The organism is Pseudomonas sp. FG47, assembly GCF_057809115.1.
On the sequence record NZ_JBMDJI010000002.1, the window covers coordinates 207996 to 222111 of the forward strand.

A 14116-nucleotide genomic window follows, 5' to 3' on the forward strand; every position below is an offset into this window, starting at 1 on the left:
CGAACCCGGCTCCGCGGAGCATGGCACCGGCTGCGTCGGTGGCCGCCGGCAGGGCCGGCTCCTGCTTGGAGCGCGGCACGGCCGTTACGCTGCTGCTCAGTGACGGTGACGCTTGTGCTTGCGGTTGTTGTCGCCCATGTGGTTGCCGATCGCGCCGCCGGCCGCGCCGCCCAGGCCGGCACCGATGGTCGAGCCGTTGGAGCCGCCGAGCTTGCCGCCGATCAGCGAGCCGCCCGCCGAACCCAGGCCGCCGCCAATCGCGGCTTCGGTGCGGTTGCCCTTGCGTGCGCCGACGGCGCTACCGGCCGCGCCACCCAGGCCGGCGCCGATGGCCGCGCCGGTGCTGCCGCCGATCTGTTTGCCGACGACGTTGCCCAGGGCGCCGCCCAGGCCGCCACCGATGGCAGCAGTGCCGTCACCGGCAAAGGCGCCCTGGCACAGCAGAAGGCCGAGGGCGAGGGAAGGCAAAGTCAGACGCATGTTCAGGAACCTCAGGGGAATCATCAGGGTAGGGTGCCGCAGGTAGGCGGCCAGTCAGGGGGCAAAGACGCTTCAGCGCCAGTAACGGTCACGGTATTGACGGTTGTCGTCATCGTCGCCGCGGTCGTGGCGATGGTGATGACGGTGGCCGCGATCACGGTCGCGCCAGCCATCGTCGTCATCGTGGTAGTGGTGGCTGTAGCAACCGCCCAGTAGCAGCACGGCAGTGATCAGCGAAAGGCTTGCAAGGCGCTTCATCAGGTTATAGGTCCTTGATCCGCAAAGGTTTACGGGGTAACTGATAGGACCGGATTCGATCGATTTGGTTCTCTGGCACGCAAAAAATTGCCGCGCTGCTGATGAGTGGTCGTTGCTGCAAAATGCCGCGCGCAGCATGGGCGCCAGTGCTAGAGTCGCTTTCTTTTTTTCGAGGATCGAACATGCGAGCGATTTTGCCGATGACTGCGGCGCTGTTGTTGCTGGGCTGTGCGTCGTCGACCATGGAAGCGGCGCGCAATGGGGCGCCAACTGCACAGCTGGCTTCGCACAAGACCCCGGATGTGGTCGCCCAATGCATCCAGTTCAGCTGGCAGGAAGAGAAGACCTTTGGCGTCGATGCCAGCGGCTACCTTGAAGCGCGCAAGCAAGGTGGCTTCACCGTGTATACCCGGGAAGCGGAGTCGTTCGTCGATGTCTATGCCCAGGCCGCCGGGACGCGAGTGGACTACTACGCGCAGCACGACGACGGTGTGGCGCTGCAGCGTCGGGCAGCGGCGGCTACCTGCTTGTAATGGGCGCGCGGCTGGTTGCCGTATACGTCAAGGGCGGTTACCGTTGCGCCTGACCTGATCACGACAAGGAAAGCATCGCATGAGCCGATCACAGGAGCTCAACCGCGCCAGTTGGGATGAGCGCGCGCCGCTGCACGCGGCGTCGAAGGACTATGAAGTCGAATGCTTCGTGGCCAACCCTGGGCACCTTTCCGAAGTGGTGCGCTTCGACCTGCCGCGCCTGGGCGATATCCGCGGCCAGCGCGCGGTGCATCTGCAGTGCCATATCGGCACCGACACCTTGTCGTTGGCACGCCTGGGCGCTGAGGTCTGCGGCCTGGACTTCTCCTCGGCGTCGCTGGCCCAGGCGCGAACCCTTGCCCAACGTTGCGGTGCCTACATCGGGTATGTCGAGGCGGATGTCTACCTGGCGGCGCAGGTACTGCCGGCCGCTTCTTTCGACCTGGTCTACACCGGTATCGGTGCCTTGTGCTGGCTGCCCAGCATCGAGCGTTGGGCGCGTACCGTGGCGGCCTTGCTCAAGCCGGGTGGGCGCTTGTTCCTGCGCGATGGCCACCCGATGCTGATGGCGGTCAATGAGGACCACGAGGACCGTTTGCAGCTGGAATACCCATACTTCGAACGCGAAGCGCCCACCGTGTGGGTCAGCGACCAGACCTACGTCGACACCGACCAGGCCCTGGCCCATACCGAGACCCATGAGTGGAACCACGGCCTGGGCGAGGTGATTACCGCGTTGCTCAAGCAGGGTATGCGCATCACTGGCCTGGAGGAGCACCAGTCCATCCCGTGGGAGGCATTGCCGGGGCAGATGACGCTGGGCGATGACGGCGAGTGGCGCCTGAACGAGGCGCCCTGGCGGTTACCGCTGAGCTATACGCTGCAGGCGGTCAAGGGGTAGGGCGCGCTCCCGAAGGCGCACGCTGCCCTGTAGGAGCCGGCTCGCCGGCGAAAGGGCTGCGCAGCAGCCCCGGTCGGCGCTAATCAGGACAGGAAGCCACCGTCGACATTGAGCGCGGTGCCCGTGGTATAGCTGGACGCCGCGCTGGCCAGGTACAGCACCGCGCCGGCCATCTCGCTCGGGTCGGCGACGCGCTTGAGCGGGATCTGCTGCAGGGCGGCGTTGCGGATACTGTCGTTCTTCACCAGCGCGGAGGCGAACTTGGTGTCGGTCAGGCCCGGCAGCAGGGCGTTGCAGCGGATACCGAACTGCGCGCACTCCTTGGCGAAGACCTTGGTCATGTTGATCACCGCCGCCTTGGTCACCGAGTAGATGCCCTGGAACAGCCCTGGCGACACGCCGTTGATCGAGGCCACGTTGATGATGCTGCCGCCGCCGTGCTCGCGCATCAGCTTGCCGGCCTCCACCGACATGAAGAAGTAACCGCGGATATTCACATCCACGGTCTTCTGGAACGCGCCCAGGTCGGTGTCCAGCACGTTGCAGAACTGCGGGTTGGTCGCGGCGTTGTTGACCAGGATATCCAGGCGCCCGAACTGTTCGCGGATGCCGGCGAACACCTGCTGGATCTGCTCCATCTCGCCGATGTGGCAGGCCACCGCAGTGGCCTTGCCACCTGCCGCGATGATGGCCTCGGCCACCTGCTGGCAGCCGTCGAGCTTGCGGCTGGAGACGATCACATGGGCGCCCTGTTGGGCCAGCAGGTGGGCAATGGCTTCGCCGATGCCGCGGCTGGCACCGGAAACGAAGGCGATCTTGCCGTCGAGGTCGAACAGGTGGGTCTTGGACATGCGCGTATTCCTTGTTGTCTGCCGAAGTTACAGGCTGGATTTGCCGATCAGTTGCAGGCTCATGTGCTCCAGCAGCTTGTTCATGTGGATGAACTGGGCGAAGCGCTTGTCCTGGGTCTGGCCGTGGAAGAAGCGGTAGTAGATCTGCTGGACGATGCCGGCCAGGCGGAACAGGCCGTAGCAGTAATAGAAGTCGAAGTTGTCGATACGGATGCCCGCCCGCTCGGCGTAGTAGTCGACGAATTGCTGGCGGGTGAGCATGCCGGGGGCGTTGCTCGGCTGGCGGCGCATCAGTTGCACCGGCGCCGGGTCGCCGGCCTCGATCCAGTAGGCCAGGCTGTTGCCCAGGTCCATCAGCGGGTCGCCGATGGTGGCCATTTCCCAGTCCAATACACCGATGATGCGCATCGGGTTGGTGCTGTCGAGGATGACATTGTCGAAGCGGTAGTCGTTATGCACGATGCCCGGGCGCGGGTGGTCGGTGGGCATCTTCTCGCGTAGCCAGGCGATAACCTGTTCCCAGCGCGGCGCGTCGGGGGTCAGGGCTTTTTCATAGCGGCTGGCCCAGCCTTCGATCTGGCGCTGCACATAACCTTCCGGTTTGCCCAGGTCGGCCAGGCCGCATGCCTGGTAGTCCACCTGGTGCAGCTCGACCAGGCGATCGATGAAGCTTTTGCACAGCGCCTCGGTGCGACCGGCGTCCAGATCGAGTTCGGCAGGGATGTCCGAGCGCAGGATGATGCCGTTGACCCGCTCCATCACGTAGAACTCGCCGCCGATCAGCGCTTCATCGGTGCAGTGCACGTAGGCCTTGGGGCAATAGGGGAAACCGGCATTGAGCTGGTTGAGAATACGGAATTCGCGGCCCATGTCGTGGGCCGACTTGGCCTTGTGGCCGAAGGGCGGGCGGCGCAGGACGAGTTCCTTGCCCGGGTAGGCCACCAGGTAGGTCAGGTTCGAGGCGCCACCCGGAAACTGGCTGATGGTCGGGCTGCCCTGCAGGCCAGGTACATGACCCTTGAGGTAAGGATCGATGACGGCCGCGTCGAGTTCTTCGCCGGGGCGTACCTGGGTGGACTGGTCGGTGAGCGTCATGCGATTTCCTTATGATCGATAGCAAGGACTATTGGCTAATCTAATTTCCTGTCGAAGCTGGTACAAGCGTGCCAGACGCTTATTGGCCTGGGTGTTGCCGGCCGATCAATGGCCCTGATGGACGGGCTTTGCGCGGGCGAAAAAAAACCGAAGCGCATCAGGCTTCGGTCTTTTTCATTGGCGATCTACCGCGCCAATCAGGCCGGGAACAGCTCGCTGAGCTTCATCGACAGCATCATGTCGCCTTCGACGCGCAGCTTGCCGCCCATGAAGGCCTGCATGCCGTCGGTGTCACCGCTGACGATGCCCTTGAGGGTTTCGCTGTCCATTACCAGGGTGCAGTTGGCGTCGGCGTTCTCGCCTTCCTGGATCTCGCAGGTGCCGTCCTTGACCAGCAGGGCGTAGTGCTTGTCTTCGTCGGTGATGTTGAAGCCGAACACCAGGTCCAGGCCGGCGGCCGCTGCCGGGTTGAATTTTGCTTTCATCGCCTCGACGGCTTTAGCTACATCGCTCATGGTGTATTCCTTGTTAAGTGATTTTCGCGTCCGCAAGGACACAACAGACCGGGCTCATCGGTAGGTGATGAGCTCCGGCAACCGCAACAGCTGCACATGGGCCTGGCTGTTGAAGGAAGCCAGTGTCACGTCGCGGCCACGGAACTTCAGGTGGCTGAGCGACGTATTGATGATCTGCCAGTTCAGGCTGAACGCCTGAGCCGGCGTGATTCCGGTAATCAGGTGGAGCAGGGCGGCGATGGTGCCGCCGGAGGTGAACAGGGCAATGTTGTCGCCGCTGGCGGCGCTGGCGAGCAGGCGCTCCAGGCCAGCGCCTACCCGGCCAGTGAAGGACTGCCAGGTTTCCAGGCGGTCGTCGTGGTCATGGTCGCCGTCGTGCCAGCGCTGCACCATCAGGGCGAACAGGCGCTGGAACTCGCTGCGGTGCTGGGCGCCGTTGCGCAGTACATGCAGGGCTTCAGGCTCTTCAGGCAGCAGGCGCGGGAGCAGGGCGCGGATCACGCCATCGGCGTCGAACTCGTTGAAAGCCGCATCGGTCTCAATGGCCGGGATCGGGTTGCCATGGCCATGCAGCGCATCCAGGGCCAGGCGGGCGGTGTCCTGCTGGCGACGCAAGGTGCCGGCCACACAGCGGTCCAGGCGCAGGCCCAGTTGGGCGAGGTGTTCACCCAGCGCCTGGCTCTGACGTTTGCCTACAGGCGACAGCACGTCGTAGTCGGCGGCACCAAAGGAGGCTTGGCCATGTCGGATCAGGTAGAGATTGCCCACGTTGAAGTCCGGCCCGGTTGGAGGTTGCTGCGAGGTTAGGTTGCCCCAGGCAGGCTGTCAACGAAAAAACATACAAGCGTTTGAAAAGGTCGTTTGAACTGTGTTGCCAGCATTTTCACCCGCTGGCAGCGGCTCTGGCGCCCCGGTATGCTTGCATCCAGTTCGCGTCCTTGCGGCGCTGGTTTATCAAGGAGTCAATGTGGAGTTTCTTGCCGAATACGCAAGCTTTCTCGCCAAAACCGCCACCCTGGTGATTGCCATCCTGGTGGTGCTGTCGGCCATCGCCGGCCTGCGTGGCAAAGGGCGGCGCAAGCCGGGCGGGCAACTGCAGGTCACCCGCCTCAACGAGTTCTACAAGGAACTGCGCGAGCGCCTGGAGTCGGGCCTGCTCGACAAGGCCCAGCTCAAGGCTGTGCGCAAGCAGCAGGCCAAGGCGGAAAAACAGCAGAAGAAAAAGCCCGAGGACAAGCGCCGGGTGTTCGTCCTCGATTTCGACGGCGACATCAAGGCCTCGGCCACCGAGAGCCTGCGCAACGAGATCACCGCGCTGCTGACCCTGGCCACCCCGCGTGACGAGGTGGTGCTGCGCCTGGAGAGCGGCGGTGGCCTGGTGCACAGCTACGGCCTGGCCGCCTCGCAACTGGCGCGCATCCGCGAAGCCGGCATCCCGCTGACCATTTGCATTGACAAGGTCGCCGCCAGTGGCGGTTACATGATGGCCTGCATCGGCGAGAAGATCGTCAGCGCGCCGTTCGCCGTGCTCGGTTCCATCGGCGTGGTAGCGCAGATGCCCAACGTCAACCGCCTGCTGAAAAAGCACGACATCGATTTCGAGGTGCTCACCGCGGGCGAGTACAAGCGCACCCTGACCGTGTTCGGCGAGAACACCGACAAGGGCCGGGAGAAGTTCCAGGAAGACCTCGACATCACCCACAAGCTGTTCAAGGACTTCGTCGCCCGCTACCGCCCGCAGTTGCACATCGACGAAGTGGCCACCGGTGAAGTGTGGCTGGGTATCGCCGCGCTGAACCGCCAGTTGGTCGACGAGCTGGGCACCAGCGACGAATACCTGAGCCGCAGTGCTCGCGAGGCCAATGTGTTCCACCTGCGCTTTGCTGAACGCAAGAGCCTGCAGGAGCGAATCGGCATGGCGGCCAGCGGCGCGGTGGAGAATACCGTGGTGGGGCTGTGGAGCAAGCTTGGTCGCTTGCGCTAACACCTTGAAGCCCTTGAAGATTTTTTTCTTCAAGGGGGTTGCAAGGTGATTCGAATGCCGACATAATGGCCTCCATCGAAACGCAGCTGACTTGAAAAAGTTCAGCGGTTTCAAGGAGATAGCGAAAGCTGACTCCGACTTTGAGGCCGAGTAGCAAAGTGGTTATGCTCCGGATTGCAAATCCGTCTACGCCGGTTCGATTCCGACCTCGGCCTCCACTATTCGAAACCCCGCAGATCTAGGTCTGCGGGGTTTTTCTTTGCGGGCAGGAAATGCAAAGTGTTCCGCAACTTTTGGTATGTGTTCCGCAACCCCTGCCTATTTCGTTGGGCTCACAACCTCGCCCACGCGGCGATAAACCCGCTTGGTGATCTCTTCTTTCGAGTGCCCCAGCAATCGGCTGGCGTGGCTGATATCCTCGATCTCCGAGGCAGCCTTCGGGCGGATGTCGCGGAACTGAAACTGACGAACCTTGGCGGCCAGGTCAGCGTTGCCATCGGTAGCGAGCTTCCTCGCTGCCTTGTCCCGCGCTTCTGCGAAGCGGTTGCGCAGCATTTCCCAGCTCATGCGCAGGCCCGCGTCATTGGTGATCAGGCGTGAATTGCGCACGCCCTGCAGTTTGCGCCGTTCAAGCAGCGCCTCGATGAACAGGCCCAGGCCGGTCAGTACGCCATTCACGTGCCGGCGAATTCGCAACTTCTTATCGGTCTTGTTCTGGTCGACCCACAAGTAGTCCTCGTCGAGGTCGACCGTGCTGAACTTCAGCGTGTCGGCAGGGCGCTGGCCGGCCAGGTAGGCCAGGTCCATGGCGTCCTTAAGGCCCTGGTCGCCTTCGGCGTACACCGCATCCCAGATCTCGTCGGCCGCGTAGAAGTCGCGGACCTTCTCTTTGTTGCGGCGAACCGCCAGGCAGGGGTTTCGCTCGGCGAAGCCCCACTCCATGGCCATGGTAAAAACGTGCGATAACAGGGCGATCTCCCGATTTGCCCGAGTCTTCGCGGTGCGGGCGTCGCGGTACTGGGCGACGACCGGCGGGCTGACGGCCTCGATCGGCGCGTCACCGAACGCATTGCGCAGGCGCTCCAGCTCGTACTTGTTGTCTTTCTGAGTGCGCGGCGCTTTCGTCGGGATGATGTCCCGCTCATACCGATCGAACAGCTCGCCCATCGTTGCCATAACCTTAGGCCTTGCCTTCTGCTCCAGGCGCGCCCACTCCAGCTTGGCTTCTGCCAGGTCCTGCCCCAAAGGGATTTCGACCCTCCTTCCGTCCGCGTCCCTACCGCAGTAGTAGTACGCAACCCAAATTTTCCCGCCTTTCCTTTTCCGGGCCCGCCGAAGCATGCGCTCCGGCAGGTCACGGTTTTCCTTTTTTCTATGGCGCACCTTCTACCCCACGCGCGATAAGTCCAATGTCCATGTTTCAGCCGTGGCATTCGTTGCCGTTGGCTTGACGCCTGCCATCTTGAGCCTGGCGTATACCCGGCCGACAATGGGCCGCCTGGCCCGGGTGAGCGTGTACTGCCAGCCATTGTTGGCCAGCCACGCGATCTGTTTGCTCGGGAGCTGGTAGCCGGTCACCCGCACCACCTCTTCCTCGTCGAGGAACTCGCTTGCATGTTCCATGGGATGGCCTCCACGCCGCCGGTTGCGGCTCAGTAATCTGCGACGTTCGCTTTTCTGCGTTCGTGCAATATCAGTGACTGGGCGAATACTTGTTCCTGGTGCCACAGAAGCGCGCGGCCCTGAGCCATGGCCGCCTCCCGTGAGCTGTGAACTCGTGGTGCAGCATGTCGAACTCCGGCACTGTCGATGCACCATCCGAAGTCCTGATGTGTGATGTCGATCTCCTTGATCGATAAGTCTCTGAGTAGTGCGTAGGGCATAGTTCTCTCCACGCCGCCGGTGGCGGCAGGTTTGTGGTCAATCGAGCTGGTAGTAGACGTAGCAGTCGACGCCCTGGTCTTTGAGTGACTGGTACATGGCCTGGACGCCGGCGTACCGACGGTTGCCGATGCCGGCGAACGGCGCCGATAGGTGCAGGCCGCGTGGGTGGTAGGTGCTGGCCGGGTAAACATCACCTGGCAGGTCCTTGATCAGGCTGGCGCGCATGCCGCGCAGCGGTATGACAACCCGGTCCAGGTTGGCGCTGCCGCCGTCGTCCTGGCATTCATTTGCGGCAGACGTGCCGGCTTCGGTGGCGATCCGGATCTTCTCGGGCAAACTGGCCAGTTCTTCTTTCGTCATGGCAATAGCTCTCCATGCCCGCGCATGTCGGCGGGCTCATGTGTTAAAAGGGTTGATCAAACAGGAGGATCGATATGGGCAAGACAGCCAAACCGTTCTACTTCGTTGCTGCGCCACTGATTTCGATCGGCGCTGCATTCGCCGCTATCGGAGCATCTGGGCAGGCTGCTTTCGGTTACACCGCGATTGGCTTGTTGGTGCCAGGCCTTGTACTACTAGCTGCAGGATTTCGCCGGCGGGCTTGAGCAGTTGGGGGAGGGGTTAGTAGTCGAAATCGTATTCGTCGAAGCAGGGCGCGCACAGTGGGCGTTGGCCGCGCTGTGCCCATGCGGAGGTCTTGAGCAGCCAGCGGCTCTTATCGACGAACCGGCCGCACTCGCGGCAGTGAATAGAGGGGAGAGGGGTTACAGCGGGGTGGAGTACAGATGTGCTCTTGCGGAGAGTGGCTGGCTAATACGGCGGAGGTATGTGCTACCTTGAGAGGGCAGCGGATGTACTTTTACTTCGACGATGGGGAGTGCTCATGTCTCTTGCTGGTTTCTTCGATTTTGACGTTGTTCAGCGAAGGTTTCCTAATGCCTCAGTTGATGAATATGGTCTTGAGGAAATAGATAGATTGATTGAGCGGAAACCAGACGATATATCGCAGTTAGGAATGACAATCTGGCATCAGATCGTGACTAGGCAGCTGTACAAGGTTGATCCTCAGCAAATGGGGAGCCATATGGGGAATCCTCTGCTCTATAGGGTGATCGAGAAGAAATTTAAGCAGCCATTTCTACGGGACATTCTGGCAGTTTTGGTTGATGTCGCTGATGATGTCGAGGACACTACGTGCGCAGAGGTCATTGTCGCGTGGACTCATCCAAATGATTTGGTCTTGCTTGATGTCAACTTTCAAGACCCGTACAAGCCTATCCCAGAACGCAAACGGCGCTATGAGCATCAGACGCATAAGGGCTTGGGCCTGATGGATAGCTTCATGCTTGCTTTAGAGGAAAAGGCGCAGGATCTTGAGTGTGAAAACATCCTTTTGACAGCTGCGCATAGAGATCTTGTTCCGCTATTCCAGAAGTATGGATTCGATTTAGATGGTTCTTACGCATCGAAACTCGCATATAAAGTGGGTGTTGGCATCCCGATGTCGAAGAGCCTGTGAAACTCTCTCAGGCAACATGAAGGCGTGTAATCATGCTGCCAGGCGCTGGTAGAGCTTGATGAGGTCTGAAGCGTTGGCTTCCACCAGCGCCCGGGCTTCGTCCTTGCAGACACTATTGCCCAGCAGCTTCACCTGGTCGACGCCTGAAATTGCTTTCCAGTATGTCTGGCCGGTTTCCTCGTCGAGGAACAGCCCGCGGTCGATGATGTAGTCGGCCCGGAAGCCCTGAGCGCGCTTCAGCTCGTGCGGCTTGAGCATGCGCAGCGTGATGTCTGCCATCACATAGCCGCCAACCATCACCACATCGGCGTCTGCGGTGAAGTGCTGGGGCAGATACTTGCGGAGGAAGGCTGCGCACTTTCGGGCGCCGACCAGCTGCTCGTCGGTCAGCGTGTGGCTATGCAGTTGCACCACCTCTACTACGGCCATGCGGTCTTTCGACGGGATGGTGTGCACCGGATCTCGCATAGAGATGCCGTCCTTCTCCGCGCCGTAGTACTTGACCATGTAGGCCGTGACCAGACGCTGATTGGAGCCCTTGCCCAGGATCGTCGAGAACGGATCGACCGCGCTGCGGCCATCGCCCTTGTAGAACCCTCCGTTTGCCTGCTCGAGGTGGGCTGAAGCAATGGCGTGGTGCCCGCCGCTCTGGGTGATGCAGCCGACCGGATTGTCCATTGGCGCACCTACGCAGCCGCTGCGCAGCGTGACCAAGTTGGCGGTGATCAACGCGAAGTGGCCGCCCTTGACCTGGGCTACCTGTGTCCGGAGCGGCTCTTCGGCGTCGAAGGTTCGCTGCGTCGATCCGTTGGCGTGCTCTGTGAGGCAGCCGGCCACGGCCATTGTTGGCTGAACCAGGGCGTGGTGGGTGCCTCCGCCGCTGATGGTGGAAACCGGATCTGCGACGCTGTGCGTGCTGGTGTGCGACTTCGAGGTGCCGCGCAGCGGGACAATGAACGGGTCGTTGCAGGCTAGGGTATGTCGCCACAGGCCCTTGGCGATGCGGTTCATGGTGTTTTCCACCAGAGCGTCTTCGCGGAAGATCGTGCGGCCCTGCAACTCCCAGTCAATGCACTCGGCGGCGGACCGCCAGGCCTTCTGGCCCTTGCCGGGATTCTTGTGATGCGTCGGCGCCGGCCACACGATGGGCTTGCCATCGCGCCGGGCGATGCCGTACAGCCGTTTGCGGATCGTTGGCGTGCCCTGGTCTGCCGCGACGCGCACCTGGTGCTCGAAGTTGTAGCGCAAGCCTCGCACCAGGGCTTCCTTTGGCACGTGGTCGCCGATCTCGGCCAAGATCTCCGGCAGGTCCGGGTGATCCTCGGGTATCCCGTTGCCTAGCACGTTCACGAAGGCCTGGAACGTCCTGCCTTTCTCGGCCTTGATCGGCCGTCCTTCGCCGTCGAGCGGCCCCCAGTCGGCGAACTCCTCCACGTTTTCGAGGAAGATCAGGCGCGGGCTGGTCTGGAACGCCCAGCGAATGATCACCCAAGCCAGGCCCCGAATCTTGCGGTTGCGAGGCTTTCCGCCCTTGGCCTTGCTGTGGTGGCGGCAGTCTGGAGAAGCCCACAGGATACCGACCGGCTGCCCCTTGGTAGCCAACACAGGGTCAACTTCGAAAACGTCCGCCACGTAGTGCTCGGTCTGCGGGTGGTTGGCGCGATGCACGGCGAGGGCGATTGGGTTGTGGTTTACCGCCACATCCGGTTCGCGGTACGCCTCAGCGATGCCGCTGCTGGCGCCGCCGCCGCCGGCGAAGAGATCGACAACCAGCTCCTTTTCGAAGGGCAGGGCGAGGGAGGTCATACAGGTCATGTTGTGGTCCTTGCAGGCAGGCGCCGCCCTCGCCGGGTCGGCGTTATCGTTGAATAGGGGAAGGCGCTGGCGGGCAGCGCCGTATGTGGCTCAGTTAAGCGAGTGGTATGCTTCGCCGCTTATTTGCAGGGAGAGCGGGCAGTGGTTTCGAAATTCTCGAAGAGGCAACGATGGTGGGGTGGTATCGCCATTGTCGCTGCAAGCATGGTTATGGCTGCCTGGACCCCTCAGCCCTGGGCTTGGGGCTTTGTGCTTACTGCGGTTGCTGGAGTCCGAATTTGGGGCACGAGCTGGGATAACTATCTAAACTGCGACCAGGGTTGCTATTCCCAGCAGGAGCATGAGAAGTACTGCCGTAGGCCTGAGTCTTCAGGCCAGGGTTGAGCAGATGGCGGGCAGCGCGGGATGGTCAGGCGGCGGTAGCGTCATCAGTTGCTGGCTTTGGCTGGTAGACCAGCGTGCCGTCGAGGATCGCGGCCTTGATGGCTTCGAACTCCCAGGCGTAGTACTGCGACTCGACGTAAACCCGCAGCTCTGGGTAGTCGTGCTGTTTGCGGCGAATGAACGCTTCGGCCGCTTCCTTGGTGAAGTGGCTGTTCACGATTTCCCAGTGTTTGTTCCAGCCGGCGACGGTATGGTCGTCGAGTTCGGCCAGGAACTCCCACTGGTCATCCGTATCCAGGTCGAGGAAATCACACTCGTGGTTACCCTGAACGACCTGATTGATTTCCTGCTGTTCTTCCTCGTCGAGGTCATTCCAGTAATCCACTGGATTGAACCAGCGCCTGTCCTCCAAGCAGACGACCAGGCCCTCGGCGTAGTCGGTCTCATAGCCGTAGTCGATTCGCTTCTGCTGCACGGTGAACAGCGCGCAGGCCGTGTGGTGCCACTTCACGCCCTGGCCGTTGCAGTGGTGGCGGAGGCGGGCAACGAAGTCCGTCCAGGTGTCTGCGCTCATCGGGTGGCCGGTTGCCAGACTCGGGCTGGCTTCGGTATCGCTCATGGCTTTCTCCATGCATGCGCCGCCCTCCGTGCTGGTGGCGGCATGGTGGCAATTTGGGGTGGGATGGGGTATTACGGGTGACCGGCGGAGTGCACATGGGAGTGCAAAGCTATGGCAATAAGAATTAACAATCCAAAGATGATCAATGTTGGTACGGCAATTGAAGTTTCACACGGCTCCACCATTGATATAGAAGTCAATGGTGGGCAATTCATTGATGTGCAAAAGTTCTTCAACGAGCGAGATCCGGTAACGCTTTATGAGCACATCGGGCTTCCAGTGGATACACCTAAAGAAGATGTGCTGCACCTGCTGCTTGAGTTGAACCGGCAGCAAGGAAACCCTAGCGTCTCCGCTGAACAGGTAGTGAAAAAATCGCGGCTTTGGGGGTACGTTGGGCATGCCGATAAAGCCGCTTCGATCATGGAGAAGCTCATAAATATCGCGACAAAAGGCGCAGACATCATTAATCGCTTGCCATTGCAATGACGATGCATCCCGCTGGGCGGCAGATTGATGTGTTGCTGGCGCCGGCCGTGCCGGACGCGTGCGGTGATGCGGTTCATGGTCGGCACACCTCCACCAGGTCTGTTTGCTTGCCCCGGTACGGATTGGCCACCAGCCTCTTGCCCTGCTGCATGTAGACGGCCCATGGCTGTCTGCTGCAAGCGGCCATCATCGCGGCGTACTTGATGACGGTCAGAGGGTCCATCGATTCGCGGCAGTGCATGGCTATGCCCCCGCGAGGTGGTGAAGAGGGGCGAATGGGATGTCGCCGTCGAAGTCTGGCGGCGCCGGCTGCTGGCTCTGCTGGGGCGCAGGGCGCTGTTGTCGAGGCTGCCGATCAGGCATCTGTCCGGCCTGCTGTCCCGGCGGCTTACTGCCGAGCAGCTGCATCGTGCCGCGCATGTCGACGTGCACCTCAGTGGTGTAGCGCTTGATGCCTTCCTTCTCCCACTCACGGGTCTGCAGCTTGCCTTCGATGTAGATCTGCGAGCCCTTGCGGGCGTACTCGCCGGCGATCTCCGCGATCTTCCCGAACAGCACAACGCGGTGCCATTCAGTCTTTTCGACCTTCTGGCCGGTCTGTTTATCGGTCCAGGCCTCGCTGGTGGCCAGGCTCAGATTGGTGACCGCATTGCCGTTGGGTAGGTAGCGGACCTCCGGGTCCTGGCCGCAGGTGCCGACCAGGATGACTTTGTTTACTCCGCGGGCCATGGTGTCTCCTAGCGCTGCAGTGCTTTGCGAACGAACGGGTCAAGGTCAGGTTGGTTGAGC

The 14116-nt window shown here is 61.6% G+C and carries 18 protein-coding genes and 1 tRNA gene; 7 read left to right on the top strand and 12 right to left on the bottom strand.

Annotated features, from left to right (window positions below; translation table 11 throughout):
* Positions 1–96: 96 nt before the first annotated feature.
* Positions 97–480, bottom strand: a complete 384-nt coding sequence (locus ACODS5_RS03730) for a glycine zipper domain-containing protein (RefSeq protein WP_134692809.1) — start codon at positions 478–480, stop codon at positions 97–99.
* A 72-nt stretch (positions 481–552) separates the two neighbouring features.
* The gene (locus tag ACODS5_RS03735) at positions 553–738 is read right to left on the bottom strand and encodes a hypothetical protein (protein WP_134692810.1); all 186 of its coding nucleotides are present in this window, start codon (positions 736–738) and stop codon (positions 553–555) included.
* A 182-nt stretch (positions 739–920) separates the two neighbouring features.
* On the opposite strand from ACODS5_RS03735, the gene ACODS5_RS03740 reads away from it, so the two are divergent.
* Together ACODS5_RS03740 and ACODS5_RS03745 are read left to right on the top strand one after the other, a co-directional pair.
* Complete coding sequence (locus ACODS5_RS03740) at positions 921–1271, top strand: hypothetical protein (protein WP_134692811.1); 351 nt, start codon at positions 921–923, stop codon at positions 1269–1271.
* A 79-nt stretch (positions 1272–1350) separates the two neighbouring features.
* On the top strand, positions 1351–2172 hold the full coding sequence (locus tag ACODS5_RS03745) for a class I SAM-dependent methyltransferase (protein ID WP_489107936.1): 822 nt from the start codon (positions 1351–1353) through the stop codon (positions 2170–2172).
* Positions 2173–2255: 83 nt separating this feature from the next.
* Here ACODS5_RS03745 and ACODS5_RS03750 read toward each other — a convergent pair whose 3' ends face one another.
* The 4 genes from ACODS5_RS03750 to ACODS5_RS03765 all read right to left on the bottom strand — a co-directional run bounded on the left by ACODS5_RS03750 (position 2256) and on the right by ACODS5_RS03765 (position 5401).
* The gene (locus tag ACODS5_RS03750; RefSeq protein WP_134692813.1) at positions 2256–3023 is read right to left on the bottom strand and encodes an SDR family oxidoreductase; all 768 of its coding nucleotides are present in this window, start codon (positions 3021–3023) and stop codon (positions 2256–2258) included.
* A 27-nt stretch (positions 3024–3050) separates the two neighbouring features.
* A complete protein-coding gene (locus ACODS5_RS03755) occupies positions 3051–4118 on the bottom strand; it encodes a phosphotransferase family protein (RefSeq protein ID WP_489107937.1) in 1068 nt (355 codons plus the stop codon).
* Positions 4119–4315: 197 nt separating this feature from the next.
* The gene (locus tag ACODS5_RS03760; protein WP_023630010.1) at positions 4316–4633 is read right to left on the bottom strand and encodes an SCP2 sterol-binding domain-containing protein; all 318 of its coding nucleotides are present in this window, start codon (positions 4631–4633) and stop codon (positions 4316–4318) included.
* 54 nt (positions 4634–4687) lie between these two features.
* On the bottom strand, positions 4688–5401 hold the full coding sequence (locus ACODS5_RS03765) for a histidine phosphatase family protein (RefSeq protein ID WP_489107938.1): 714 nt from the start codon (positions 5399–5401) through the stop codon (positions 4688–4690).
* A gap of 199 nt (positions 5402–5600) precedes the next feature.
* Here ACODS5_RS03765 and sohB point away from each other — a divergent pair, with 199 nt between their 5' ends.
* Entirely contained in the window at positions 5601–6617 is a 1017-nt protein-coding gene (gene sohB / locus ACODS5_RS03770; protein ID WP_134692816.1) for a protease SohB, read from the top strand.
* A 144-nt stretch (positions 6618–6761) separates the two neighbouring features.
* Positions 6762–6835, top strand: a tRNA-Cys gene (locus ACODS5_RS03775).
* Between the two features lie 100 nt (positions 6836–6935).
* Here the strand turns inward: ACODS5_RS03775 and ACODS5_RS03780 are convergent.
* From ACODS5_RS03780 to ACODS5_RS03790, 3 genes are all read right to left on the bottom strand, one after another.
* Complete coding sequence (locus tag ACODS5_RS03780; RefSeq protein ID WP_489107939.1) at positions 6936–8000, bottom strand: site-specific integrase; 1065 nt, start codon at positions 7998–8000, stop codon at positions 6936–6938.
* Between the two features lie 3 nt (positions 8001–8003).
* Positions 8004–8240 carry a DUF4224 domain-containing protein gene (locus ACODS5_RS03785; protein WP_054903680.1) on the bottom strand — a complete coding sequence of 79 codons (237 nt, stop codon included), beginning with the start codon at positions 8238–8240 and terminating at the stop codon, positions 8004–8006.
* Positions 8241–8537: 297 nt separating this feature from the next.
* A complete protein-coding gene (locus ACODS5_RS03790; protein WP_134692819.1) occupies positions 8538–8861 on the bottom strand; it encodes a hypothetical protein in 324 nt (107 codons plus the stop codon).
* 74 nt (positions 8862–8935) lie between these two features.
* Here ACODS5_RS03790 and ACODS5_RS03795 point away from each other — a divergent pair, with 74 nt between their 5' ends.
* Both ACODS5_RS03795 and ACODS5_RS03800 read left to right on the top strand, forming a co-directional pair.
* Positions 8936–9106, top strand: coding sequence for a hypothetical protein (locus tag ACODS5_RS03795; protein WP_167659500.1), 171 nt, complete (start codon positions 8936–8938; stop codon positions 9104–9106).
* 278 nt (positions 9107–9384) lie between these two features.
* A complete protein-coding gene (locus tag ACODS5_RS03800) occupies positions 9385–10020 on the top strand; it encodes a hypothetical protein (RefSeq protein ID WP_489107940.1) in 636 nt (211 codons plus the stop codon).
* Positions 10021–10050: 30 nt separating this feature from the next.
* Here the strand turns inward: ACODS5_RS03800 and ACODS5_RS03805 are convergent, their stop codons facing one another.
* Together ACODS5_RS03805 and ACODS5_RS03810 are read right to left on the bottom strand one after the other, a co-directional pair.
* Positions 10051–11835, bottom strand: a complete 1785-nt coding sequence (locus ACODS5_RS03805; protein ID WP_489107941.1) for a DNA cytosine methyltransferase — start codon at positions 11833–11835, stop codon at positions 10051–10053.
* A 409-nt stretch (positions 11836–12244) separates the two neighbouring features.
* Positions 12245–12838, bottom strand: a complete 594-nt coding sequence (locus ACODS5_RS03810) for a hypothetical protein (protein WP_489107942.1) — start codon at positions 12836–12838, stop codon at positions 12245–12247.
* Between the two features lie 111 nt (positions 12839–12949).
* Here ACODS5_RS03810 and ACODS5_RS03815 point away from each other — a divergent pair, with 111 nt between their 5' ends.
* A complete protein-coding gene (locus ACODS5_RS03815; RefSeq protein WP_489107943.1) occupies positions 12950–13327 on the top strand; it encodes a hypothetical protein in 378 nt (125 codons plus the stop codon).
* A gap of 243 nt (positions 13328–13570) precedes the next feature.
* Here the strand turns inward: ACODS5_RS03815 and ssb are convergent, their stop codons facing one another.
* Positions 13571–14056 (bottom strand): single-stranded DNA-binding protein, encoded by a 486-nt coding sequence (gene ssb, locus ACODS5_RS03820; RefSeq protein ID WP_489107944.1) that lies wholly within the window; start codon positions 14054–14056, stop codon positions 13571–13573.
* Positions 14057–14116 lie beyond the last annotated feature (60 nt).